We start from the raw sequence: 25,140 nt of genomic DNA, 5'->3' as shown, positions 1-25,140 counted from the left end.
AAACTTTATGTAACAATTCTTCATCCAAAGGTTTAGCAAATCTTAAATCATAGTGAGCCGGATATATTCCTTCTTCAGCTAATTGCAAAATTGCTTTACTGGCTTCGTTACCGATTGCTCCAAAAGTTAAAATGGCAACAGCTTCTCCATCCTGAATTAATCTGCCTTTTCCAATTTCAATTTCTTTAAACGGTTTTTTCCAATCGACCATCACGCCGTTACCTCTTGGATAGCGAATTACAAAAGGACCTTTATTTTCTAATTGAGCAGTATACATCAAATTGCGTAACTCCTCTTCATTCATTGGAGCGGAAACCGTCATATTTGGTATACAGCGCATAAAAGCAATATCGTAAGCACCGTGATGTGTTGGACCATCCGCTCCTACTACACCGGCACGGTCCAGACAAAATACTACATTAAGATTCTGTAAGGCTACATCATGAATGACTTGGTCAAACGCACGCTGCATGAATGAGGAATAAATATTACAGAAAGGCATTAGCCCTTGAGTTGCTAGACCCGCACTGAATGTAACAGCATGTTGTTCTGCTATTCCTACATCAAATGATCGTTCTGGAAAAGCTTTCATCATAATATTCATCGATGATCCAGAAGGCATAGCAGGTGTAATACCCACTATTTTATCATTCTTCTCCGCAAGTTCTACCAATGTATTTCCAAAGACATCTTGATATTTCGGTGCTGTCGGTTTATCATTGACAGATTTTTTTATCTCGCCTGTTATTTTATCAAATAAACCTGGGGCATGCCATTTGGTTTGATCTTTTTCTGCTAATGCATATCCCTTACCTTTAACAGTTACGCAATGTAACAACTTTGGCCCCGGGATATGGCGCAAATCTTCAAGTGTCTTTGCTAATTTTTTGACATCATGTCCATCAACAGGTCCAAAGTATCTGAAATTTAAAGATTCAAATAAATTAGCATTCTTGAGCAATGTCCCTTTTATGCTTTTTTCCAGCTTTTTAACAGCTCCTAAAGCATTCGGTCCCATCTCTGATATCTTGGATAAGACAGATGCAATATCGTCTCTGAAACGATTATATCGCTTTGAAGTTGTGATACTGGTTAAATACTCTTTTAATGCTCCTACATTAGGATCAATGGACATACAGTTATCATTGAGAATAACCAAAAGATTTGATTTCTCTATACCTGCATGATTCAAAGCTTCAAATGCCATACCTCCTGTCATAGCACCATCGCCAATAATCGCAATATGCTGACGATCTTTTTCTCCTTTGATCTGAGAAGCAACCGCCATACCTAATGCGGCAGAGATTGATGTTGACGAATGTCCTACTCCAAAAGCATCATAAATGGACTCTCCTCGTTTTGGAAAACCGGAAATACCATCGACAATTCTATTCGTATGAAAAGAATCTCTACGTCCTGTTAATATCTTATGCCCATAGGCCTGATGACCTACATCCCATATTAATTGATCATAGGGAGTATTCATGACATAATGTAATGCCACAGTCAATTCAACTACTCCCAAACTAGCTGCAAAGTGACCACCATTAACCGAAACTAAATCAATGATATATTGACGTAATTCCTGGCTCACTTGTTCCAGTTGGTCATCCTTGAGTTTTTTCAGATCAGAGGGATCATTGATTTTACTTAATAATTCTCCAGCATCAAACTGCATAGTATTGCTAATTACTTTAAAATATTGATACAAAATAACAACTAATTTATCACAACTTTCGTATTTATCATACTTTTTGTATTAGAAAATGAACAGTTGCAGAAGCTTTTAGTTTTAATAGTTTGAAATAAAAATGTTTGTATTATTATGTAAATTTGCTCTTGATATGCAAGTAGAAGAAGGATACGAAATAAAGTTACCCCAGTTTGAAGGCCCATTTGACCTTCTCTTATTTTTTATTGAAAGGGATGAATTAAATATTCATGAGATACCAATCTCAAAAATAACCGACGATTTCCTGTCATATGTCAACAAATTACAGGCATTAGACATGGAGATGGCCAGTGAATTTATTTTTGTGGCTTCGACCCTGATGCGTATAAAAGCTAAGATGCTTCTCCCACGCCCGGAATTGGATGATGATGAAAATGAAATCGATCCTAAAGAAGATTTAATCCAAAAATTAATTTTATACAAGCAGTTTAAGGATACCTGTGAGGATTTAAAATTATTGGAAGATGAGAGGCTTAAACTTTATAAACGGGGTAATATCAATTACGATATTAAACTTGCTAGGCCGGAGTCAAATACAGGCGAAGAATTAAACAGTTTTGATCTGTATAAATTGATGATGGTATACGAACGTGTCATGTTTCAATATGCTAATAGACCTGCGGAAGTAAAACATACTGTTATAAAACATCCTTATAGTATAGATCAACAAAAAAAGGCAATAGCAGATTTGATAGAAATAAATAGGCAACTCGATTTTCAATATATTCTAAAAAACTCTGAAAATAAGGTACAGTTCGTTTACAATTTCCTCGCGATCCTTGAAATGCTTCAACAAAAATTATTGCAAATAGAAATAGGTTTCGGCTATAACGAATTCAGTATCCGAAAAAGACGTGAAGATGAATTCGATCACATCGATATTGAAGAAGAATTAGCATTATAAATAGAAGAGGCGATAATCTGGATTATCGCCTCTTCTATTTATAGTAACAATACCCTTAGTCTTTAAATGCATTCCAACCTTGCGCCGTTATTGGATAGACCTTTCCAGATTTAGAAATCATTTGACATCCTTCACTTGCTTGTGTAATATGCCCAATAACAGTAATATCCATCGATCCTTTTATTTTATCATAATCAGCTTGTGGAATCGTGAACAATAATTCATAATCTTCTCCTCCATTCAACGCACAAACGGTTGGATCTATTCCAAATTCACGAGCTGTCTCATAAGTCATCGAATCCAGCGGTATTTTATCTTCGTAAAGTTTACAACCTTTATCAGATGCCTCACAAATATGTATAATCTCTGATGCCAATCCATCTGATACATCAATCATTGCATTCGGCTTAATACCGATTTTTGCTAATAATTCAACAATATCTCTTCTAGCCTCTGGTTTTAGCTGGCGCTCTACGATATAATCCTTACCTTCTAGATCTGGTTGTATATTCGGGTTCTCCAAGAAGATATTTTTCTCACGCTCTAGTAATTGTAGCCCAACATAAGCAGCGCCCAAATCGCCTGAAACACATAACAAGTCGCCTTCCTGTGCACCTGATCGATAGGCAATCTGATCTTCATCAGCAAAACCGATACTCGTTACCGAAATTACCAATCCTTGAACTGAAGCTGACGTATCCCCGCCAATAAGATCCACATTATACTTTTTACAAGCAATCAGTGCTCCTTGATAGATTTCTTCAACTGCTTCTAATGGAAATTTTGAGGATAACCCGATTGAGAATGTAATTTGCGATGCTGTTCCATTCATCGCATAGATATCACTCAAATTCACCTGTACAGCTTTATAGCCTAAATGTTTCAAAGGAACATAACGCAGATCAAAGTGGATACCCTCCAACAGAAGATCTGTTGAAATTAAAGTTTTCTTATTTGAAAAATCTAAAACAGCGGCATCGTCCCCGATACCTTTAAGGGTACTGGGTTCATTAATCTCGACAGCCTTCGTTAAATATGAAATTAAACCAAATTCACCCAACTCTCCTAAATTTGTTCTTTCTGTATTATCAAATTCTAACATATCTGTCTTTGTTTTTTATTTTATAATCCTAATTGTGCGGATATTTCCAACATACGTTCAATAGGTCGTTGCGCACGGGCAATCACGGAATCATCTAGTGTTATTTCCGGACTTTCATACTTTAAGCAATTATAAAGCTTCTCCAACGTATTTAATTTCATATGTGGACAATCATTACACGCACAAGCATTATTTGGAGGCGCAGGAATGAAAGTTTTACCTGGACTAGCCTTTTGCATCTGATGGATAATTCCCGACTCTGTAGCGACTATATATGTGGTCGCAGGATCATTGATTGTAAACTTCAGCATTCCAGAGGTAGAACCTACATAATCTGCACTTGCTAAAATATGATCTTCACACTCCGGATGAGCAATGAATTTTGCATCGGGATGTTCAGCTCTTAAACGATCTATTTTATCCTGAGAAAAATCTCATGCACCATACATGCACCATTCCATAAAACAAGATCTCTTCCTGTCTTCTTCTTTACATAAGCCCCAAGATTACGATCTGGTCCAAAAATGATCTTTTGATCTTTCGGTAGACTCTCCACAATCTCAACTGCATTACTAGAAGTACAGACAATATCAGATAGCGCTTTCAATTCTGCAGTACAGTTTACATACGTGATGACCAGATGATCGGGATACTGCTCCTTAAACTTAGCAAATAGATGAGGTGGACATGAATCCGACAATGAACAGCCTGCTTTAGCATCTGGAAGTAATACTTTTTTGATGGTGAAGTATCTTTGCTGTTTCAGCCATAAAGTGCACTCCAGCGAAAACAATCACATCAGCATCGGTCTTTGCTGCTTCCTGAGATAAACCTAAACTATCACCAATATAGTCAGCTATATCTTGTATTTCCGCTTCTTGATAGTAATGTGCTAAAATGACGGCGTTTTTCTCTTCCTTGAGACGTTTGATCTCTTGTATCAAATCTAAGCTAGGATCTATAGGAGCATCAATATAGCCCTTAGCTTCAATATCGTAATTTACTAAATCCATTAATTCTTCTTCTTAATTTGATTTACGTTACAAAATTAAGAATAGTTCTTCAATAAATCTTTCAAATAGAAAATGATGTTTATAATTCCAACTGTAACTAACTGATAGTTACAAATAGTATATTAATATTCAGCTAATTAACACACTTATCAACATTTCAATAAAGCGTATTTTTACTATGTGTTAATAACAAGTGAAATTAAGGCTAAAATTCCAATGTAAATACTTGTAATAAAGTTAATTAACAGACTTATCAACATTTCTTAAAAGGTGAATTTTAAGACTACAAAAACCTATCTAAATAGCACTGTATAGCAATATGAGATTTAAATATTCAATAGAGTTGTCCACATAAATATAAATATCGAATTGTAAAGGCCTCAAAATTCAAATTAAAGGCTCTTAGAATCGAATATTTGGAATTTCACTTCTAAAATTATCAAATATCGCAGTATTGATCACAATATAGAATGGTGAGAATATCAAAGAATTTTAATGAAATGCTATAAATTAAAAAATCAAAGATGATTTTAATGCAAATCAATAGGACAAAGCTAAACTATTTTGAAGCTATACAAATAAATTACAGCAAAATTTATTCACAAAGTTTTCAAATATTTAAATGTAAGGGACTTAATTTTTAATATAAACGCTTGAGAAAACCTATACATCAACAGAAAAATTTTAAAAAAACAAATATTGCAAGTAAAGCGCTTTTAAATACAAAAGATAAGGTTCGAAAAAAAAAATTACTGAAAAGTGGAAGCGGCTATGATCATCGGCTATTACGATTTGAAGATGATATAAAAATATTTGACTGCTAATTTTTTAAAAAAAATAAAGCGCCCATAGATAGAATTTTTTGAAAATAAAATTCTGATGAAGTAAATAAGAGATTCTCAAGGCGCCTAAAATCAAATTAAAGGCTTTGAAATTACAATGTAGAATAATTCATTTTTTATAAAAAAGTATATTCAATTCTAAGCGAGCTTATTTACAAAATAAACCACTTTAAAAGCCCAAATTTTTACAAAATCCAAAAAATTTTATAAAAATTAAAAGCTAAACGACTTTAATCGTGATAACATTTTCAAAAAAAGTTGAAAAATTTATTTTTTCAATCTCAAATTTCAAAAATATGATTTTTGAGAAGATGGTATTTAAGATCTCCAGGAGAGATTTCAATTAAAAATTTTGAAAATGCTGTATACAAAATTACAAAAAAGACTGACCAAAGGGATCTCAGTGTAAAATGACCTAAAATTTTTCGTTTTAAATCTAGACCAATTTATAAAAAAGCAAATTTCAGGTATTTAAGATTCAATATTTAGAATAATAAAAAAATAAAATCAAAATATTGAAATCTAAAGCCACTAAAATAGCCGATTAAGCTGTTTAACAGTTCATTATTAAGATTTTTAAATTAAAAAATAAGATTTATCGCATTCTAAAGGGGTTTAAAAATATTTTCAAAAGAAATAAAGCGCTTGAGAATTGAATATTTGATTTCAGTTTCAATACCTAATCAATAATCAAATTGTCAAAGCCTCAAATTCAACTTGACAAAACTAAACAAAGAAAATCAAACGTATTCCACATTCTTTTTTTTTAATAACTAATAATCTTTTTTATATAAAAAGGTCTTATTGTTTATTAGTGTGTGGAAAATGGGGATAAAAGTGTGATTTTTTATTTTGATATGAAGATTTTATAAAGTTATTAACAATTTATTCACATTAATTTCATTTTAAAGGCCTGATTTTTAATTATCTGATTTTTCCTTGATTTTGTTTTCAATAAAAAAATGTGAATTTTTTTGATGTTAATTTATGTTGATAAACGAGTAGTTTTGTGCTAATAACTTTTAAGAATTTTGTGAGAAATAGGAGATATCAACAATAAAAAAAAGTTATCATTTTTATTTAACCTTTTATTTACACGTTTTCCACATTTTTTGTTAATTTGAATAGTCAAAATGTGCTGGTCACATGTAATATTATTTTATGTCAGAAAAAAAGGTAGATTTCCTTGTAATTGGGTCTGGAATAGCGGGATTAAGCTTTGCTTTAAAAGCTGCTGATCATGGTAAAGTATTGATTGTCACAAAATCTAACGAAGATGAATCAAATACAAAATACGCACAAGGAGGAGTGGCCGCAGTTGTGGATAAGTCTGATAGCTTTGAGCAGCATATAATTGATACTCAGATTGCTGGGGATGGTTTATGTGATGTGAATATTGTGGAAAACGTAGTTCGGGAAGCTCCAGAACGTATTAACGAATTGATTTCATATGGAACTTCATTTGATAAATCGGACAGTGGATTTTATGATCTTGCGAAGGAGGGAGGTCATTCTGCCAATCGTATCTTACATTATAAAGATATCACGGGGTATGAGATTGAAAGGTCTCTTTTGCAAAAAATACACGAGCATCCAAATATCGAAATGTTGACCCATTATTTCGCTATAGATTTAATAACACAGCACCATTTAGGTGAATTTGTCGATAAGCAAAGGAGCGATATTAAGTGTTTTGGCATCTATGCATTCAATACAAATACACATCAGGTTGATAAGATTTTGAGCAAAACTACGGTGATGGCTTCTGGTGGTGCTGGCCATATATATGCAAGTACAACCAATCCAACTATTGCCACAGGTGACGGAATTGCCATGGTTTACCGTGCAAAAGGTAAGGTGCGAAATATGGAATTTATGCAATTTCATCCTACTGCTTTGTATAATCCGAGTGACTCACCAGCGTTTTTGGTTTCGGAAGCTGTGCGTGGTTTTGGCGGTATTCTAAGACGTATTAATGGGGATGATTTCATGGCTGAATACGATGAACGAGCTTCATTGGCACCTCGGGATATTGTGGCTCGAGCAATCGATGCCGAGATGAAAAAGTCAGGAATTGATTATGTTTATTTAGATATAACCCACCGTGAGAAGGAGGATATTATTAAACATTTTCCAAATATTTATGAGAAATGCTTGTCTATTGGACTCGACATGAGTAAGGATTTTATTCCTGTTACACCAGCTGCGCACTACTTATGTGGGGGTATCTATGTTGATGATTTTGGACGTAGCAGTATTCAAATTTATATGCTTGTGGCGAATGTTCATCGACAGGTTTACATGGCGCAAATCGCCTAGCTTCCAACTCCCTGTTAGAAGCATTGGTATATGCGCATCGTATTTACCTGGATGCTACAAAAGTGATTTCTACAGCCGATTATGCGGTAGGAGTGCCAGAATGGGATGATTCAAAAGCAAAGCTTTCCAATGAAGATATTTTGGTTACACATAATCTGCGAGAGTGTCAAAAAGTGATGAGTGATTATGTTGGTATTGTACGTTCAGATTTTAGATTAGAACGAGCACTCAATCGATTGCATTTATTGTATGGGGAGACTGAAGACTTTTATAGGCATACAAAATTGTCAGTTAAACTATGTGAGCTTAGAAATGTGATACAGGTGGCTTTCATTGTGACAAAATCTGCTTTATTAAGAAAAGAAAGTAGGGGACTGCATTTTACAACAGATTATCCGCAACATGCTGATACTTTAACAGATACTTTATTTTAGAACAATTATGGCCTGCATATTACCAGTAAAGGGTATTAGCCCTAAATTTAAAGATAACTGCTTTATAGCGCCTAATTGTACTATTGTAGGTGATGTTGAGCTGGGAGAGCATTGTTCAGTTTGGTTTAATGCTGTCGTAAGAGGAGATGTAAATTATATCCGTATCGGTAATTATACCAATATTCAGGATGGGGTTGTTATTCATTGTACCTATCAAAAGGCTGGTACAACGATCGGTAACTATGTGAACATCGGCCATCAGGCGATGGTACATGGTTGTGTTGTACATGATTATGTGCTGATAGGTATGGGGGCCATTGTTATGGATAATGCTGTGCTAGAAAGCCATGTTATTATTGCAGCAGGAGCTGTTGTTTTGGAAAATACAGTATGTGAATCGGGGTATTTATATGCTGGAGTGCCGGCTAAAAAAATAAAAGCGATAACTGATGAACAAAGGTTATTGTTACAGCAGTTACCGCATAATTATGTGCTTTATAGTTCCTGGTTTGATTAATTCAAGTCGTTCAGTTCCTGTAAACTGAACGATTCATTTTGCTCCCAGTTAGCACGTATTGTAAAGGTTTTATTTAAATATACTAGGGGTTCTGGTTGCGTTGATTTATAAACTTCTCCAGGATCCCAAATGCCATTCTTGTTATCGTCGCGTATTATTCTGATGGAATATTTACCGCCGGGGAACTCTTTATAGGCTACTTTCCCGATTGAATTATTGAGAATATCTCTTCGGAATACCTTTTCTTTTTTCTCATCAATAAGTTCTACGATGTACTGTCTTGCACTGTCAATGGCAGTAAAGGTAAACGTTATATCGCCGTAATTATCACTATCATCATAAGCGAGCGTCAGCTTTTTCTCTTTATTTTTTTCACCGAAATAGCCTTGCATTGCGCCTTCTTCAAGAATAATTTCATAGTTTTTTTGCTTTCTCCAATTGTATCTTAAGTGATAAAGATTGGCAACATTAGTATCCAATTGGAGTTGAAAATTTGTTTTAGCAATGCTATCTTCTATCAATTTTACTTTGCTTTTATCTATTAGTTTTATAGGTGTTAAAGATGATATTGTTAGATGTTTTACGCGGTCAACTTTACCTGTAGATGGAGAAGTTGTTGGAACAATTGATCTATCTAATTTCAGATTCGATTTCTTTACCAATATGGTATCAAGTACTGTATTGTTTTCTGATAAGACAAATTTTAAAGAATCTCTTTCCAGGTTATTAATAAAAATTAAAGCTGAATCTTGTGCTTCCGAGTACTTAACAATTTTTGATTTATCATTTTCATCATCATTTAGTAGCACTAAGTTTGGCTTTTTAATACCCCTATTGAAAACTAAATGTATCCGTCCTGTGTTTTCAATTTTCTTGTCAACTACTCTAAATTTAAGTGGTGTACCTTTTGATATTTGAAGATTAATATTAGTTAAGTCTTTGTCCAATACAATGGAGTCTTTTAAGAAACCGATTAGTTCATCTGCGCCGTTATAGATACGGTCATTGTTTGTTTCCTTTAGTGCATAAATGCGATAGGTATTAGCTCTTAGATTACTGATTTTAAAATTACCAATTGTATCTGTTTGCGCAAAATATTGGCTTTCTTTTTGCCAAATATAGAATCCTGACTGACTGGAATTAGTAATACCCGGACTTCCTTTTCTTTCTCCTTTGTCAAAGCGTTGGTTACATTTCCTGATATTGATAATGAATCAATCTGATCTCCTGTTGCAAATACATAACTGTAATTGATGATTGGATTACTCGCATTATAATCAACGAGACCCTTTCCAAAATTGATGGTATAGGTTGTATTCTGTTCTAAAGAATCTGGTAAGGTAATTTCGAGTACTTTCTTTTTAATTTTAAATTGTGGTGGCTTATCCATATCAGGAGAAACACTGATTTCCTTTTGCTGATTATTGAGTTTAATATACTCATCTAATGTGATGCTAATTTTTTTCTCTTTGAGATTTTTTGAGAAATTCTTAGGAAACTCATTGAGTACCACCGGTGCAATTGAATCTTTCGGTCCACCTGTTGGCTGCTTTATGCTTGCACATTGCACAGTTAATAAAATCAGAGAAGAAAACAAGCTTAAAAGCACTAACCTTGCGATTAATGTGCTTTTAATGCTTTTTAAGCCTGTTTTATTTTTTTTGAATGTTGACTCATAAATGAAATAATAATACTTTATATCGCTTTATTTTGCATTGATAATATTTATTATACAAGTAACTGTAAATCAGATTATTATGACATATGTACCATTAAAACACTGATATCGGATGGTGATACACCTGATATTCTGGATGCCTGGCCCAATGTTCTTGGTTTTACCTGAGCTAGTTTTTGTCTTGCTTCTATCGACAATGAGACTAAGGAAGAATAATCAAAATCTGGATTGATTTCTCTATCTTCCATTTTTTCATTCTGTTTACGATTTCCATTTCTTTCTCGAAGTAGCTTTCATATTTGACTTTGATTTCCGCCTGCTCTATTGTCTCTTTGTCAAACTGGTTTAAATAGGATCCAAAATCTGAATCACCTTTCGCGAGGTCATAGATATTGATTTGTGGTCTTCCTAGTAAATTAACCAATTTTGTTTTTTGTGAAATCAAGCTTGATCCAACTTCGTCTAAGATAGGATTCATCTTATCTACTGTTGTTGAATTTTGTTTAAGATACTGAATAATATGATCTGAATTTTTAATTTTGTCATTTACTTTATTCAGTTGCTCATCTCCTACTAATCCTAATTTATGGGCAATCGGTGTTAATCTGATATCTGCATTATCTTGTCTTAGCAGTAAGCGGTGTTCTGCTCTGGAAGTAAACATGCGGTATGGCTCATCAGTTCCTTTTGTTACTAAGTCATCAATTAGTACGCCTATATAAGATTCAGATCTTTTTAAGATTAGTTCTTTATCATCATTAATGCGTTGATGTGCGTTGATACCTGCAATGAATCCTTGCGCTGCTGCTTCTTCATAACCTGTAGTACCATTAATCTGTCCTGCAAAAAGAGATGCTTTACAATGAGTGTTTCCAAAGTTAGATCAAGTTGCATAGGTGGAAAGAAATCATATTCTATAGCATAACCTGGTCTGTACATTCTTGCATTTTCAAAACCTGGGATCAATTGTAAAGCTTTTTGTTGCACGTCTTCCGGTAAAGAAGTGGAGAAGCCATTAACATAAATTTCATTAGTAGTCCATCCTTCTGGTTCTACAAAAATCTGATGTCTTTCACGTTCTGCAAAGCGATTGATTTTGTCTTCTATCGAAGGACAGTAACGTGGGCCGAGACCTTTAATTCTACCTGTGAACATAGGCGATCTTTCAAAACCTGTTTTTAACATTTCATGTACCTTATCATTGGTATATGTGATCCAGCAACAGCGTTGCTCTGTCGGTAATGGAGTATCTGTATAAGAGAACCGACCTCGATTATCATCGCCCCATTGCTCTTCCATCAAGGCATAATTTAAGCTTCTTCCATCGATTCGCGGAGGTGTTCCGGTTTTCATTCTACCGGACTCGAAGCCTAGTGATACAAGTTGTTCTGTTAAACCTGTTGCTGCCTTCTCTCCTGTTCTCCCGCCACCGAATTTCTTTTCACCAATGTGAATGACACCATTTAGAAAAGTTCCATTTGTTAGGACTACTGCATCTGCTTCTATTTCTATTCCTAAAGAAGTGATGACACCGCAAGCTTTTCCATTTTTAACGAGCACTTCTTTCACGGTATCTTGCCACATATCTAATGTTGGCAGAGCTTCCAGTTGTAATCTCCATTCTTCTGCGAATCGCATACGATCATTCTGCGTTCTGGGACTCCACATAGCAGGTCCTTTCGACAGATTAAGCATTCTAAATTGAATAGTTGATTTATCTGCGATGATACCCGTATAGCCACCCATGGCATCAATCTCTCTTACGATTTGTCCTTTTGCTACTCCACCTATTGCTGGATTACAACTCATCTGTGCGATTACTCCCATATTCATTGTAATGAGAAGTACAGATGAACCTAGGTTTGCAGCTGCCGCCGCGGCTTCACAACCGGCATGTCCTGCACCAACTACGATAACGTTATATTTTTTAAACATCTTATTTTATTTCAAAGTTCCACGTGAAACGCTGGAATTGATTGTTTAGTTTTTATTATTTATTACAATACGTCACGTGAAACGTATTGTGTTGTTTTTACATCAGTTCTGCTAGACTCAACCATCTTTCAGATTTTACGTCTATACTATTTTGTATATCTTCTATTTCTTTTGCTATACTTGATAGTTGTACGTGGTCCCCCGTAGAATGAAGTGTATTGTTTTTTTCTACCAAGAGTTCTTCCAACTGCTGTATTTCTTTTTCCAGTTTATCGTACTCCAATTGCTCTTTATATGAAAGCTTTTTCTTTTCTTCCTTTACTTCTTCTTTCTTTTGAACAGGAATATCTTTTTTCTGTTTTTGTTCTTTTAGTAAGATATCCTGCTCTGTTTTATAATCGGCATAATTACCATTATAGATATCAATTTTTCCCTCTCCCTCAAATATGAATAATTGCTCTGTCAATTTATCTAGTAGATACCTATCGTGAGAAACTAATATAAGTACGCCATTATAGTTCATTAAGAAATCTTCTAGAACATTTAAGGTGTCAATATCAAGATCGTTTGATGGCTCATCGAGTATTAGGAAGTTCGGGTTTAACATCAGCACGCGCATTAGTTGTAAACGCTTACGCTCACCCCCACTCAACTTGCTTACAAAACCAAATTGTTTTTCAGGAGGAAACAAAAAGTGTGTCAATAATTGTGAAGCAGTGATCACTTCACCATTTGCCATCTTAATATATTCTGCTACATTTTTTACAACATCTAGAACTCGATCTCCTTCACTTACTTCTAAACCACCTTGTTTGTAATATCCATAAACGGTCGTTTCACCTACAGCAATACTACCACTAGTCGGTACTTCATTTTTGGTAATTAAATTTAGAAAAGTAGATTTACCTGTTCCATTCTTACCGGCTAATCCAATACGGTCACCTTTTTTGAAAACATAAGAGAAATCACTTATGATGACTTTATCTCCATAATTTTTAGAGACATGTTCCAATTCTAAAATTTTAGAGCCTTGTCTACTTATTTTAACACTTAACTGAACAGAGTCATTTGCTTTTTGAGCTTTGGATTTATCTTCAAGCTCATAGTAAGCATCTATTCTAGATTTTGATTTTGTACCACGTGCTTGCGGTTGTCTTCTCATCCATTCTAGTTCCCGACGTAATAGATTTCTACTTCTTTCTACCATTACTGCGTCGATCGCTTCGCGATCAGATTTTTTCTCGAGGAAGTATGAATAGTTTCCTTTATAAGTAAACAGCTTTCCCCTATCCAATTCTCTGATCTCTGTACAAATGTTATCTAAAAAATAACGATCATGGGTAACCAGTAATACAGTTTTATTTCCTGTTATCAAAAGTTTTTCAAGCCATTCTATTGTTTCAATATCCAAATGGTTTGTAGGCTCATCTAGAATATAAACATCCGGTTCGTCTATTAAAAGTTTTGCTAGTGCTAGTCGCTTACGTTGTCCTCCCGAAAGACTCTTTATATCTTGATGAAAATCGACAATATTAAGTCTATTCAAAATAGTCTTAATATTATACTCATACTCCCAAGCATTGAGGGTTGTTATTTTTTCTGTCAGCTCTTCTAATTTATTCTGATCAATTTCTGGCATAGCCAAAAGCTCTTCATAATCTCTAATTAATCGCTGTTCTTCGTTGTCAGTTGAATATATAAAATCGTTAATGGAGGTTAATCCATCATATTTAGGATCTTGATCTAAAAAACCAATCTTGATACCTTTTTCTTTAACAACTTTTCCGGAGGTAGGCTCTAATTTGCTACCTAATATGGAGAGAAGGGTTGATTTTCCTGTTCCGTTAATACCTACTAAGGCTACTCGATCCCCTTTTAGAAGTCCAAAATGTAAATCTTTAAAAAGCCATCTATCATGAAATGAATGACTTACTTGTTCAGTTGCTAATATACTCACGTTAATTTCCTAATTTTTCTTGTTCAATAAATTGCATAATTTACACATAAGAAAAACATAAACTACTGATTACTAGCTATTTGTGTTTTTCCTGTGTTTTTCAATACACCTCTATGTATTAAAAACTATGAATGTCTACCCTCTAGTATAAATAACTTTGATGGTAGTAAATTATATGCAAAAGTTAGCACATTGCTAACGTATTATTTTATTAAGAATAAAACGACAGTTGGTCATTTAATAGGAGATTTTAAATGTTGGTCCCTAGCAACAGTATGTCCAAGTTATTCAAGCAGATTTTATCACATGTAAAATCAATTGCGATGAATAAGGAAGATATATGAATTTGATTATTTAGAAAATAATTTCCGCTCACAAATGTATCACGCAAAAGTAAGTAATTTTCGCCTTTTATATGTAATCTTTGGAGAAGATCTGGATAAGATGAAATGCAGGTGATAATGATCTAGTTCAATACGTAATTTGCAATCAAGTTAAATCTAGGGATGTCAACTTTGAATGAAGAGGCGTCTATCAATTTGATCATATTAAAGTAACCTTCCATATAGCCCATCTCACTTTTTAAATTGCATCCTGATGTATATTGATGCATTTGACCTGGTTCAATAATGGGCTGTTCTCCGACCACACCGTCACCATATACTTCATTATGATCTCCGATTGAATCGAAAATATTCCAGTAGCGGCTCATGAGCTGAATACTTGAATCACTTAAGTTTTCTATACTTATTAGATAAGCAAACATAAAATGATCTCTTTCTGGATTAGAATATTCAGGTTGAAAAACGCATTCTACTGAAATTTTTATTCCTTCTGTTATTTGAGTTGTCATATATAGTTTTTTTGCTATGCAACTAAGTTACTAATAATGAGTTTAAATACTCAAAAAAATGATAAGGTTTTACATTATATTGAAAAATGCATCTGTTATGAAAGACAATTTAGTAGGTTTGTAAATATGCAAAAAGGTACACTATTTTTGATTCCGGTTCCTCTTAGCGAGGAAGCATCAGCAAAATCTTTCACTTCCTATTTAGTGGAGACAATAAATAGCTTGGATGAATATATTGTAGAGAATGAGAAGACAGCACGTAAGTTTCTTAAACAAGCTGGTCTTAAGATTCCTCAAAAGGATTTGATCATTTATGATTATGGTAAGCATGCAAGAGATAAAGGAAACATTAAAGATTTTTTCAAGGGCTTATTAGCAGGTAAAAATGTCGGTCTCATGTCCGAAGCTGGTTGCCCAGGTGTTGCTGACCCCGGTGCTGATATTGTGGCTGAAGCACATCGTCAAGGAATTAAGATTGTGCCATTAGTTGGGCCTAGTTCTATTTTATTAGCATTAATGGCTTCGGGTTTTAGTGGACAAAAATTTGCTTTCCAAGGATATCTACCTATTGATAAAACAGATCGTTCAAGACGTATAAAAGAATTGGAACTACAGGCATCAAAGGAAGATCAGACACAAATTTTTATAGAAACTCCTTTCAGAAATAATCAATTACTGGCCGAATTATTAAAAACATGTAAAGGACAAACTAAACTTTGTGTTGCATGTGATCTCACAGATGATGCTGAATTTATTAAAACATTGACTATTGATCAATGGAAAAAGAGATCCGATGATTTTCATAAAAGACCTGCTATATTTTTGCTTTACTAGTAATGGTCTCCCCTACCCTAGTGTGGTAAGTTCGCATACTGAAATTAAAAACCTCACTGAGGTGTTTTAAATGGGGTGAAATGTGGTGAGTAAGTACTTATTTACTCTGTTATTTTATCTGTTGATAACGAATAGTTTTTGAAACGCGTTGTATTAAATGATTCCATGTAGATTGCAATCATTATCTCAGTTGTATACGGCATACTATGCTTTTGAAATACACGTCTGATTATTAATTAGATATATTTTTTATATGAACTTTATTTTTCATAAAACTTGCTAAGTTGCAGGAATACAGTCGGATAATAATCTAATAAATCCCCCACTCTTTCACTATTTGGGAATAGGTTAAAGCTTTTAATATAAATATCATTTTAAGGGTAATTGATCAAAATCGACGAATAAAGAATTTAAAAGAATTGGTATCTTTACTGCATAACGAGAATTAGCACAGATGGATCAAGTAGAATTACAAGAACAGTTATTGAAGGAAATTTCAAAGCCGGAGTTTATCTATACAGTAATTGCAATTTATATTATTCGTATTGTTATTTGGCTGTTTTTAGCCAATACGATGAGAAAGACATTATTATTGGTGTCAGAAGAAAATCAATGTATAAAACCTAATCAGGTATTTGGTATCGCTATTCCTTTATTTAATATTTATTGGAATTTTGAAGTAGCAAGACGTTTACGGGATTCGTTAATTAATGAATTTTTTGATCGTAAAATCGCTGTAGATGAATCTCCGACATTTAAGAAAGGTTCACTATATGGCTGGATATATTTGGCGACAAATATTCCATTACCCCCATTTATATCTGTTGTTGCTATTATTTTTCATTTTGTAACCATGATTAATTATTGGGTTGATATCAAAAATTATAAGCGTATATTAGAGCAACATAATACTTTTAGGGATCAAGAAGAATTAGAGAATAAACATGAAGATTAAGGAAATTACTGCTTATCTGGAAAGGATAGCACCATTAGATCTACAGGAGTCGTATGACAATTGCGGTTTAATCGTGGGAGATCCGGATCAAGAACTTTCAAAAATATTGATTTCTTTAGATTGTACTGAAGAGGTAGTTGATGATGCAATTGCTAAAGGATGTAATTTAATTGTTTCTCATCATCCCATTGTTTTTAAAGGTCTGAAGAAATTTAATGGAAACAATTACGTGGAGCGTACTGTTATAAAAGCAATTCAACATGATATTGCGCTGTATGCTATTCATACGAATCTGGATAATATAACAGGTGGTGTTAATTCAAAGATAGCCTCCCTGTTAAATCTTCAAAATCAGGCTATTTTAGAACCTAAATCTAATCTTTTGTATAAACTTGTGGTCTATGTCCCACGAAGCCATGTCGAATTGGTTAGAGAAGCTCTATTTGATGCTGGCGCAGGTAAAGTTGGGACCAAATACGATCAATGCAGTTTTAATACTGCCGGTTATGGTACATTTAGACCTCATGGCGAAGCACAACCAACTATTGGGGAAATTGGGCTACAAGAAAGAGTGGAAGAGACCAGAATTGAAGTTGTTTATACAAAAGCTATTGAACGTAAAGTTCTTTTGGCTATGTATGAATCACATCCTTATGAAGAAGTTGCTTACGATACGCTTAAACTGGAAAATAAAAATCAAGAAGTCGGAGCTGGAGTTATTGGAAATTTAGAAAGTCCTATGTCTGAACAGGATTTTTTAGCCTATTTAAAAAATAATTTAAACCTGCAGGTTATTAGACATACTGCTCTACAAGGTAAACCTGTGTCAAGGGTTGCCGTATGTGGTGGTGCCGGTGGATTTTTATTAAATACCGCAAAGCGGTCTGGAGCGGATTTTTTTGTTACAGCCGATTATAAATATCATGAATTTTTTGATGCAGAAAATCAAATTGTGATTGCAGATATCGGTCATTATGAAAGCGAACAATTTACGCAAGAATTATTGTTCGATATAATTACAGAAAAATTTCCTAACTTTGCAGTCCTAATAACAGAAGTAGATACAAATCCTATAAAACACTATTGTTGATGGAACAAACCGTAGAACAAAAATTGAAAGCATTATGGTTATTACAGGCCATACATACTAAAGTAGATAAAATTCGCCAAATTAGAGGAGAATTACCTATCGAGGTTGCAGATCTTGAAGATGAAATTGCGGGCTTAGAAACACGTATCGAAAAGATCAGAACAGACTTAGATGAGTTAGAAGATTCGATCGTTAAGCGTAAGAACATGATTAAAGACGCTCAATTGGCTATCAAAAAATATGAAAGTCAACTGAACGAAGTAAAAAATAATCGTGAATATGATGCTATTTCGAAAGAAATTGAAATTCAAGGATTAGAAATCCAAGTTTGTGAAAAAAGAATTAAAGAATTTGAATTCGAAATTCGCAATAAAACAGAAAACTACGATACGACAGTATCTAATTTAGAGTATAGTAAAGGTGAGTTAGAAGGTAAAAAGAAAGAATTGGAAACAATTACTTCTGAAACTCAAAAAGATGAAGATGATTTGTTGGCTAAAGCCGAAAAAGCGGAAGCTAACATTGATGAACGCTTAAATAAAGTTTATTACCGTTTACGTAATTCATTCAAGAATGGTCTAGCAGTTGTTTCAATTGACCGTGATAGCTGTTCAGGATGTCATAATAAAATTCCTGCACAACTACAATCTGAGATTCGTCAACGTAAGAAAATTATTATCTGTGAACACTGTGGACGTGTTTTAGTAGACGAAGGTGTTGTTTTAGAAATAGAACAAGACTACGGTTTCTAAAAAACAGCCTTATATTGATATTTAAGCCCCAATTTTTTAATTGGGGTTTTTTATTGCAACTTAATTGATATACATAATTTATTGATAAATTATTGGTTATTTTTACAGCACAATAAAAACCCTATTTTATCTTTAAATATATGTTAAAACCTAAACTTCGATTTTTAGGATTAGTAATGGCTTTATCGGGTGCTTTTTCAGTAGAAGCACAAGAAACTTTGTTATTGAGAAGTCCTAGTATTAGTGCCGAAAATATTGCTTTCGTATATGGAGGTGATATTTGGATCTCGGATAAATCTGGAGCAAATCCAAGAAGATTAACGACAAATCCTGGTGTTGAACAAAACCCCATCTTCTCACCGGATGGAAAACAGATTGCTTTTACGGGTAATTATGATGGTAATACAGACGTTTATGTCATGCCGATTGAAGGTGGTGAACCTAAACGTATTACTTTTCATCCCGCATCTGATGTGCTGCGAGGCTGGCTAAATAATAATGAAGTATATTATACCACAACCCGCGAATACAATTATGCATTAAGTCCACGTTTATATTCTTCATCTGTTACTGGATTGACATTGGACAAATCGCTTCCTATGCCAGAGGCTTATCAGGGTAGCCCCTCTAAAGATGGACGCTATTGGGCTTATATAAAAATACAGATCCTACGGAACGTGACCGTGTTGCTTTTAAGCGCTATAGAGGCGGTGGTATGCCATCCATTTGGATTTTCGACACAAAGAGTAATCAAATCGAAATAATCCCTGGAGAGCGCTGCAATGACGTTAAGCGGTATGGTTGGATAATAAGGTTTACTTCCTTTCAGACAGAGATAAAATTGTCAATATTTTCTCGTACGATGTCAAATCAAAAAAAATCGATAAAATTACCAATTTTACTGACTATGATGTCAGAACATTAACGGGCAACGGATCGGAATTGACCTTTGAACAAGAAGGAAGAGTACACATTTACAATATCAATTCAAAGTCTTCTACAGCATTAAAAATTAATGTGAGTAATGATGCGTTGTATAAAAGACCACATTATGATAATATGCGTGATGATATTCGCACTTTGAACATTTCCCCTACCGGCAACGTGCTCTTATAGAAGCGAGAGGAGAAATATTCTCTGTACCTAAAGAAAAAGGCGAAGCGCGCAATATTTCAAATTCTCCAGGCGCACATGACCGCTTTCCAAGCTGGTCTCCGAACGGGAAATGGGTTTCCTATATTTCGAGTGAAAAAGGGAAATATGTACTTCAATTACGCGATCAATTTGGAAAAGATGAACCTCTAATGTATACTTTAGGTGAATCTAATTTTTATTTTGAACCTACCTGGTCTCCTGATTCTAAGAAATTGTTTTATAACGATTCTCACTTGAATTTATTTTACATTGATATCGATAGTAAAAAGATAGTCAAGGTAGATTCGGATAGTGAAAGTGCTCAGACGGGACGTGTTTTTAATCATTTCCAACCAAGTTGGTCACCTGATTCGAAGTGGATTTCTTACATTAAAACACTTCCAAATTCCGTTTCGGCAGTATTTTTATATAATCTTGACAGTAAAAAAAGCACACAGATTACCGATGGTATGAGTGCGGTTCGATCGACTTCATTTAGTCGAGATGGTAAGTATCTTTTTTTCACAGCAAGTACAAATGTAGGACTAACAAATTCGGGACTGCATATGTCAGCAACGGAACGTCGTGCTAATTATGAAGCATATGCATTCATTTTATCCAGTAAAACACCATCTATTTTCAAAAATGAAAGTGATGAAGAAACGATAAAAGAAGAGAAAGAGGAGTCGGAAAAGCCTAAAGAAACAGCAAAGGCTAATAAAAAGAAAAAAGACGAGAAGAAAGAAGAACCAAACAAAGAAGCTTCAAAACCTGCGGTACAGCCTACAGAAATAGATTTTGATAATATCAATAATCGAATTGTTGCGCTTCCATTAGGTGATGGTATTTATGGTATCAATGGATCTGTCGTCAATCAATTGACATATGTCAAGAATGGGACACTCTATGCTTATGATTTTACAGATTTCAAAGAAAAAGATCTTGTCGCAGGTATCCGCTCATATGCTATCAGTGCCGACGGTAAGAAAATGATTATTCAGACCAGTACAGGTATTAATATTGTAACAGCAGGTCAAAAAGTGGCAAGTCCTACAACTGGTGTATTGAAATTGGATAATATCAAACAATTAGTTGATCCTGTTGCTGAGTGGAAACAAATATTCGATGAAGTATGGGCAATGCAGAAAGATTATTTCTACGTTGAAAATATGCATGGAGCAGATTGGAATGCTGTAAAAACGAAATATGAGAAGTTCTTGCCTTATGTAAGTCACCGTTCTGATTTAGGTTATTTATTGAACGAAATGATGGGCGAAATGGTTGTTGGACATAATTATATTTATCCAGGGGATCAACCTAGTGGTCCTTCGGTTAGTGTGGGTGTTTTAGGAGCTGATTATTCTATTGATAAAGGTTTTTATAAGCTTGATAAAATTTTTACACGCTTAGATTGGAATCCATCATTTAAAGCGCCTTTGTCTGAACCGGGATTAAATATCAAATCGGGAATGTATTTAGTAGCAGTAAATGGTACAGCAGTTACTGCCGATATGGACTTGTACAGTTTATTTGATAATACTGTAGGCAAACAGGTAAGCATTAAAGTCAATACAAAACCGAGTTTAGTTGGAGCTAAAGAATATGTGGTGAAGCCAATCTCATTTTCTGATGAGATGAGTTTAAGAAGCACCGAGTGGATGGAGCGCAACAGAAAACGTGTGGAAGAATTAAGCAAGGGTCAGATCGCGTATATTTATATGCCTAATACCGGTGGAGAAGGATACACTGCTTTCAATCGCTATTATTTCTCGCAGATGGATAAAAAAGCGGTATTAATTGATGAACGTAATAATGGTGGCGGTTGGGTTGCCGATTACGTTATCGATTTATTATCCCGTGATTTAATCGCTGGATGGGGAATACGGGACGGAAAGGGATTCAATACGCCAGGTAATGGAATTTATGGGCCAAAAGCAATGATTATTAATGAAAATGCGGGTTCCGGAGGAGATATGATGCCTTATATGTTCCGCCACAAAGGATTAGGAAAATTGGTGGGCCGTACCACTATGGGTATTTTAGTTGGTATCAGCGGTTATCCTCCTTTATTGGATGGAGGAAGAATCACTTCACCAAACTTTGGTGTATACGATTTGAAAGGCAATTATATCATCGAAAATGAAGGTGTTGCTCCAGATATTTTCGTTGAACAAACACCTAAGGATTTGATAGAAGGTCGTGATCCACAATTGGAAAAAACGGTTCAGATCTTGTTGGAAGAAATGAAAAATTATCCCTACAAGAACATGAAAAAACCGGCTGATCCAATTCGGGTTAATTAATTGAAAAACATGGAAATCCCGTTTCATTTTAAATGAAACGGGATTTTTTTTGTTTACAGGTTTCTATATCCAGATAGACGTTGTTCTAGATGTAGCATGATAGCTTAAAGTAGATCTTTTAGAAGATTTTGAGGTAATAAATTTTAATTGTAATATATTTATAGAATAAATTAAAAGTACTACATGGAAGAATTAGTGACAAAGATAAATCCCGGAAAATCTTTATTTAGATTATTGCTTTACATGATCGTTTTGGGTGTAAGTATTCAATTGGTATTGATGGGATTATCACTATTGGTTATGAAGATTTTGTCTCCCGAGAGTCCGTTCAGTTTATCTTTTTTCAAGAAAATACAGTGGCACTCAAAGGATGTTGCTGATCAGTAGTGTTACAACATTTATTTTACCAGCTTGGATCTTATATCGTAGCGAATCAGGCATTCATCCCTATTTTGAAAGAATAAATAAGGTTTCATCATTACAATATCTTTTTGTCTTTGCGGCCATGCTATGTTTCATTCCTATGATGTCATTGCTTGCGTATTGGAATGAATCTATGCAATTGCCCGATAGTCTTCAAGGTGTACAGCAGTGGATGCGTGCTAGTGAAGATAGTGCCGCTATAATGACTAAACAAATTGTAGAGGAGTCAACTTGGGGCGGTTTATTGATCAATCTGATCATTTTAGCAGTGGTGCCGGCCGTAGGTGAAGAAATGGTCTTTAGGGGTTGTTTACAAAACATTTTTGGACGTTGGATATGGAATAAGCATGTGGTCATTTGGTTAGTAGCAATAATCTTTAGTGCATTTCATATGCAGTTCTTTGGATTTATTCCTAGAATGCTTCTTGGTGCTTTTTTTGGATATCTTTATGTCTGGAGTAGAAACATATATTTGCCTATTTTTGGTCATTTTATTAATAATGCAAGTGCCACCATTACAGCGTTTTATTATACAAGAAAAGGGATACCTTTCGAAGAAATGAATAACTTTGAACAAGAACCAATTTGGGTTTACCTTGCAAGCTTAATATTTACTGTTATTTTTGTAGTATTATATTATCGTTCAACTAAAAAAATCCCATATGGAGCAAGGCTGGAAGAAGATTAAAGTGTATACTAATGCAATAGAAGCTGAGATCGTTAAACAAATGTTAGAAGAAAGCGGGATACCTGCTATTGTATTAAATAAGCAGGACTCATCATACCTTGTATTTGGTAAGATTGAGCTTTATGTGAATCAACAAGATGAGCAACAGGCATTAGTTTTAATCGAATCTACGACAGAAAGCGAAGATTAGTATGAAAACTAGAGCTATTACAGGATTTTTCTTTATCATCGTCATGGTTGGGGCTATGCTTCTGGGCGACGCAGTTTTCCTTGGATTTTTTTCTTTATTAAGCGCCTGGTGTCTGTATGAGTTTTATGGTATTGTAAGCTCAGAAGATCGTAGACCAAGTAAAGCTTTAGGTATATTGACTACAGTTGTTTTATTTAGTACAACAGCGTTATATAGTTTAGGCATTTTTGAGGCGAAGTATATTTTGTTATGCATCCCTTTTCTTTTAGCGATCTATATACAAGCTCTTTATCAAAAGCGTGATTTCCCCTTTAATGATATCGGCTTTACCATTTTAGGTATTCTGTATGTTGGATTTCCTTTTTATTGTTTTACAAGATTAAGCTATATAGGTGGCTCATTTAATCATTTTTTACCTTTGGGTTTTATGATTTTGCTTTGGACGAGTGATACAGGGGCTTATTTAGCTGGGAGATCCTTGGGAAAACATAAACTTTTTGAGCGAATTTCTCCAAAGAAAACCTGGGAAGGTTTTATTGGTGGTATTGTATTGGCAGTTCTTGTATCTTTATGTTTAGCACATTATTTTGAAACAATACCGCAGTGGCAATGGATTATTGTAGCAATGATAATTGCTGTATTTGGTACATTGGGTGATTTGGTAGAATCGATGCTTAAAAGAAGCTTAAATGTGAAAGATTCTGGACATATATTACCTGGACACGGAGGTTTATTAGATCGATTCGACGGTTTATTAATCGCTGGACCTTTGGTATATTTATTTTTGTTTTTAGTAAATTAAGATCATATTTATGGGACATATTAATCAAAATACGTTTAAATTTTTAAGAGATTTACAGGATAACAATACCCGCGAATGGTTTGCAGAAGAGAAAGAACGCTATGAAGCGGCTTTAGCTGATGTTCGTTTGTTTGTGGCTGATTTGATTAATAGCCTGTCTCAATTTGATCCTCATATTACGACCGATATTCAGGCCAATAAATGTTTGTTTCGTATCTATCGTGATACGCGTTTTTCAAAAGACAAAACACCCTATAAAAATTGGTTCGGTGCAGGTATTTCCAAAGATGGCCGTAAATTGGACGGACCAGAATATTATATCCACATCTCTCCAGATAATTCGTTTATTGCCTGTGGTTACTGGAGACCAGAAAAAAAGCATTTAGATGCTATTCGTCAGGAAATAGATTATAACGAAGAGAAATTTAATGCAATTATAGCAGATTTACAGAAAAAAAGTGGTCTTACTTTAGAAGAAGAAGACAAACTAAAACGCCCCCCTGCTGGCTATGAGGCAACACATCCTTCAATTGAATTTTTAAAATTAAAGAGCTTTGTTGCACACAAAAGCTTATCCAATAGTGCTCTGACTGATAAAAATGCTTTGAATAATATCATTGCCTTATATAAAACAATGCTTCCTTTGAAGCAGTATCTACACGAAGCTATTGATAATGATTAGT

At 34.3% G+C, this 25,140-nt stretch carries 20 protein-coding genes and 3 pseudogenes; 15 read left to right on the top strand and 8 right to left on the bottom strand.

From position 1 onward, the window contains the following. A partial coding sequence (gene dxs / locus L950_RS03360) for a 1-deoxy-D-xylulose-5-phosphate synthase (protein ID WP_021189299.1) occupies nucleotides 1-1,678 on the bottom strand: 1,678 nt, incomplete at its 3' end. Nucleotides 1,679-1,811: 133 nt separating this feature from the next. Between dxs and L950_RS03355 the strand changes: the two genes are divergently transcribed. Beyond that, a complete protein-coding gene (locus tag L950_RS03355; protein ID WP_021189298.1) occupies nucleotides 1,812-2,636 on the top strand; it encodes a segregation and condensation protein A in 825 nt (274 codons plus the stop codon). Nucleotides 2,637-2,691: 55 nt separating this feature from the next. On the opposite strand, the gene thiL is transcribed toward L950_RS03355, so the two are convergent. Together thiL and nadA are read right to left on the bottom strand one after the other, a co-directional pair. Beyond that, on the bottom strand, nucleotides 2,692-3,738 hold the full coding sequence (gene thiL, locus L950_RS03350; RefSeq protein ID WP_021189297.1) for a thiamine-phosphate kinase: 1,047 nt from the start codon (nucleotides 3,736-3,738) through the stop codon (nucleotides 2,692-2,694). A gap of 20 nt (nucleotides 3,739-3,758) precedes the next feature. Further along, a pseudogene (gene nadA, locus L950_RS03345) lies at nucleotides 3,759-4,751 on the bottom strand (quinolinate synthase NadA). 2,003 nt (nucleotides 4,752-6,754) lie between these two features. On the opposite strand from nadA, the pseudogene nadB reads away from it, so the two are divergent. Continuing rightward, a pseudogene (gene nadB / locus L950_RS03340) lies at nucleotides 6,755-8,346 on the top strand (L-aspartate oxidase). A 7-nt stretch (nucleotides 8,347-8,353) separates the two neighbouring features. After that, nucleotides 8,354-8,863, top strand: a complete 510-nt coding sequence (locus tag L950_RS03335) for a gamma carbonic anhydrase family protein (RefSeq protein WP_021189295.1) — start codon at nucleotides 8,354-8,356, stop codon at nucleotides 8,861-8,863. Here the strand turns inward: L950_RS03335 and L950_RS31785 are convergent. The 5 genes and pseudogenes from L950_RS31785 to apaG all read right to left on the bottom strand — a co-directional run bounded on the left by L950_RS31785 (nucleotide 8,860) and on the right by apaG (nucleotide 15,286). Beyond that, a complete protein-coding gene (locus L950_RS31785; RefSeq protein WP_231576817.1) occupies nucleotides 8,860-9,810 on the bottom strand; it encodes a hypothetical protein in 951 nt (316 codons plus the stop codon). The genes L950_RS03335 and L950_RS31785 overlap by 4 nt on opposite strands. A 101-nt stretch (nucleotides 9,811-9,911) precedes the next feature. Continuing rightward, on the bottom strand, nucleotides 9,912-10,433 hold the full coding sequence (locus L950_RS31780; protein ID WP_231576816.1) for an Ig-like domain-containing protein: 522 nt from the start codon (nucleotides 10,431-10,433) through the stop codon (nucleotides 9,912-9,914). Between the two features lie 185 nt (nucleotides 10,434-10,618). After that, nucleotides 10,619-12,476 (bottom strand): annotated as a pseudogene (gene mnmG / locus L950_RS03325) (tRNA uridine-5-carboxymethylaminomethyl(34) synthesis enzyme MnmG). A gap of 97 nt (nucleotides 12,477-12,573) precedes the next feature. Further along, entirely contained in the window at nucleotides 12,574-14,433 is a 1,860-nt protein-coding gene (gene abc-f / locus L950_RS03320) for a ribosomal protection-like ABC-F family protein (RefSeq protein ID WP_021189294.1), read from the bottom strand. 466 nt (nucleotides 14,434-14,899) lie between these two features. Further along, complete coding sequence (gene apaG / locus L950_RS03315) at nucleotides 14,900-15,286, bottom strand: Co2+/Mg2+ efflux protein ApaG (RefSeq protein ID WP_021189293.1); 387 nt, start codon at nucleotides 15,284-15,286, stop codon at nucleotides 14,900-14,902. Nucleotides 15,287-15,412: 126 nt separating this feature from the next. On the opposite strand from apaG, the gene L950_RS03310 reads away from it, so the two are divergent. The 12 genes from L950_RS03310 (at nucleotide 15,413) to L950_RS03265 (ending at nucleotide 25,139) form a co-directional block, all read left to right on the top strand. Next, entirely contained in the window at nucleotides 15,413-16,120 is a 708-nt protein-coding gene (locus L950_RS03310; RefSeq protein WP_031287845.1) for an SAM-dependent methyltransferase, read from the top strand. A gap of 454 nt (nucleotides 16,121-16,574) precedes the next feature. Then, nucleotides 16,575-17,075, top strand: coding sequence for a hypothetical protein (locus tag L950_RS03305; RefSeq protein WP_021189291.1), 501 nt, complete (start codon nucleotides 16,575-16,577; stop codon nucleotides 17,073-17,075). Then, nucleotides 17,065-18,165 carry a Nif3-like dinuclear metal center hexameric protein gene (locus L950_RS03300; RefSeq protein WP_021189290.1) on the top strand — a complete coding sequence of 367 codons (1,101 nt, stop codon included), beginning with the start codon at nucleotides 17,065-17,067 and terminating at the stop codon, nucleotides 18,163-18,165. The genes L950_RS03305 and L950_RS03300 overlap by 11 nt, the downstream gene beginning before the upstream one ends. Beyond that, the gene (locus tag L950_RS03295) at nucleotides 18,165-18,917 is read left to right on the top strand and encodes a zinc ribbon domain-containing protein (protein ID WP_021189289.1); all 753 of its coding nucleotides are present in this window, start codon (nucleotides 18,165-18,167) and stop codon (nucleotides 18,915-18,917) included. Before L950_RS03300 ends, L950_RS03295 begins: the two co-directional genes overlap by 1 nt. Nucleotides 18,918-19,057: 140 nt before the next feature. Then, complete coding sequence (locus L950_RS31775) at nucleotides 19,058-19,681, top strand: hypothetical protein (RefSeq protein WP_231576815.1); 624 nt, start codon at nucleotides 19,058-19,060, stop codon at nucleotides 19,679-19,681. Nucleotides 19,682-19,718: 37 nt separating this feature from the next. Further along, nucleotides 19,719-20,033, top strand: coding sequence for a hypothetical protein (locus L950_RS31770; RefSeq protein WP_021189288.1), 315 nt, complete (start codon nucleotides 19,719-19,721; stop codon nucleotides 20,031-20,033). A gap of 188 nt (nucleotides 20,034-20,221) precedes the next feature. After that, nucleotides 20,222-22,354 carry a S41 family peptidase gene (locus L950_RS31765; RefSeq protein ID WP_021189287.1) on the top strand — a complete coding sequence of 711 codons (2,133 nt, stop codon included), beginning with the start codon at nucleotides 20,222-20,224 and terminating at the stop codon, nucleotides 22,352-22,354. Between the two features lie 183 nt (nucleotides 22,355-22,537). Beyond that, a complete protein-coding gene (locus L950_RS03285) occupies nucleotides 22,538-22,741 on the top strand; it encodes a hypothetical protein (protein ID WP_021189286.1) in 204 nt (67 codons plus the stop codon). Next, nucleotides 22,725-23,465: a CPBP family intramembrane glutamic endopeptidase gene (locus tag L950_RS03280; protein WP_021189285.1), complete on the top strand. Its 741-nt coding sequence runs from the start codon at nucleotides 22,725-22,727 to the stop codon at nucleotides 23,463-23,465. Before L950_RS03285 ends, L950_RS03280 begins: the two co-directional genes overlap by 17 nt. Further along, the gene (locus L950_RS03275; protein WP_021189284.1) at nucleotides 23,440-23,655 is read left to right on the top strand and encodes a DUF2007 domain-containing protein; all 216 of its coding nucleotides are present in this window, start codon (nucleotides 23,440-23,442) and stop codon (nucleotides 23,653-23,655) included. Before L950_RS03280 ends, L950_RS03275 begins: the two co-directional genes overlap by 26 nt. A 1-nt stretch (nucleotide 23,656) precedes the next feature. Continuing rightward, the gene (locus L950_RS03270; RefSeq protein WP_021189283.1) at nucleotides 23,657-24,457 is read left to right on the top strand and encodes a phosphatidate cytidylyltransferase; all 801 of its coding nucleotides are present in this window, start codon (nucleotides 23,657-23,659) and stop codon (nucleotides 24,455-24,457) included. A 10-nt stretch (nucleotides 24,458-24,467) separates the two neighbouring features. After that, nucleotides 24,468-25,139 carry a DUF2461 domain-containing protein gene (locus L950_RS03265; protein WP_021189282.1) on the top strand — a complete coding sequence of 224 codons (672 nt, stop codon included), beginning with the start codon at nucleotides 24,468-24,470 and terminating at the stop codon, nucleotides 25,137-25,139. The last annotated feature ends 1 nt before the right edge of the window (nucleotide 25,140 follow it).

The organism is Sphingobacterium sp. IITKGP-BTPF85 (assembly GCF_001006065.1).
Classification (GTDB): Bacteria; Bacteroidota; Bacteroidia; order Sphingobacteriales; family Sphingobacteriaceae; genus Sphingobacterium; species Sphingobacterium anhuiense.
This window is presented reverse-complemented; position numbering and strand designations above follow the sequence as displayed.

Excerpts from the sequence above, each read along its gene's own strand:
- L950_RS03295 (WP_021189289.1), top strand. The coding sequence starts at position 18,165 with ATGGAACAAACCGTAGAACAAAAATTGAAAGCATTATGGTTATTACAG.
- L950_RS03355 (WP_021189298.1), top strand. The coding sequence starts at position 1,812 with ATGTTTGTATTATTATGTAAATTTGCTCTTGATATGCAAGTAGAAGAA.
- L950_RS03275 (WP_021189284.1), top strand. The coding sequence starts at position 23,440 with ATGGAGCAAGGCTGGAAGAAGATTAAAGTGTATACTAATGCAATAGAA.
- L950_RS03270 (WP_021189283.1), top strand. The coding sequence starts at position 23,657 with ATGAAAACTAGAGCTATTACAGGATTTTTCTTTATCATCGTCATGGTT.
- apaG (WP_021189293.1), bottom strand. The coding sequence starts at position 15,286 with ATGACAACTCAAATAACAGAAGGAATAAAAATTTCAGTAGAATGCGTT.
- L950_RS31775 (WP_231576815.1), top strand. The coding sequence starts at position 19,058 with ATGTTAAAACCTAAACTTCGATTTTTAGGATTAGTAATGGCTTTATCG.
- L950_RS03280 (WP_021189285.1), top strand. The coding sequence starts at position 22,725 with ATGTTGCTGATCAGTAGTGTTACAACATTTATTTTACCAGCTTGGATC.
- L950_RS03335 (WP_021189295.1), top strand. The coding sequence starts at position 8,354 with ATGGCCTGCATATTACCAGTAAAGGGTATTAGCCCTAAATTTAAAGAT.
- L950_RS03285 (WP_021189286.1), top strand. The coding sequence starts at position 22,538 with ATGGAAGAATTAGTGACAAAGATAAATCCCGGAAAATCTTTATTTAGA.
- L950_RS03265 (WP_021189282.1), top strand. The coding sequence starts at position 24,468 with ATGGGACATATTAATCAAAATACGTTTAAATTTTTAAGAGATTTACAG.
- thiL (WP_021189297.1), bottom strand. The coding sequence starts at position 3,738 with ATGTTAGAATTTGATAATACAGAAAGAACAAATTTAGGAGAGTTGGGT.
- L950_RS03305 (WP_021189291.1), top strand. The coding sequence starts at position 16,575 with ATGGATCAAGTAGAATTACAAGAACAGTTATTGAAGGAAATTTCAAAG.
- L950_RS31765 (WP_021189287.1), top strand. The coding sequence starts at position 20,222 with ATGTATACTTTAGGTGAATCTAATTTTTATTTTGAACCTACCTGGTCT.
- L950_RS03310 (WP_031287845.1), top strand. The coding sequence starts at position 15,413 with ATGCAAAAAGGTACACTATTTTTGATTCCGGTTCCTCTTAGCGAGGAA.
- L950_RS03300 (WP_021189290.1), top strand. The coding sequence starts at position 17,065 with ATGAAGATTAAGGAAATTACTGCTTATCTGGAAAGGATAGCACCATTA.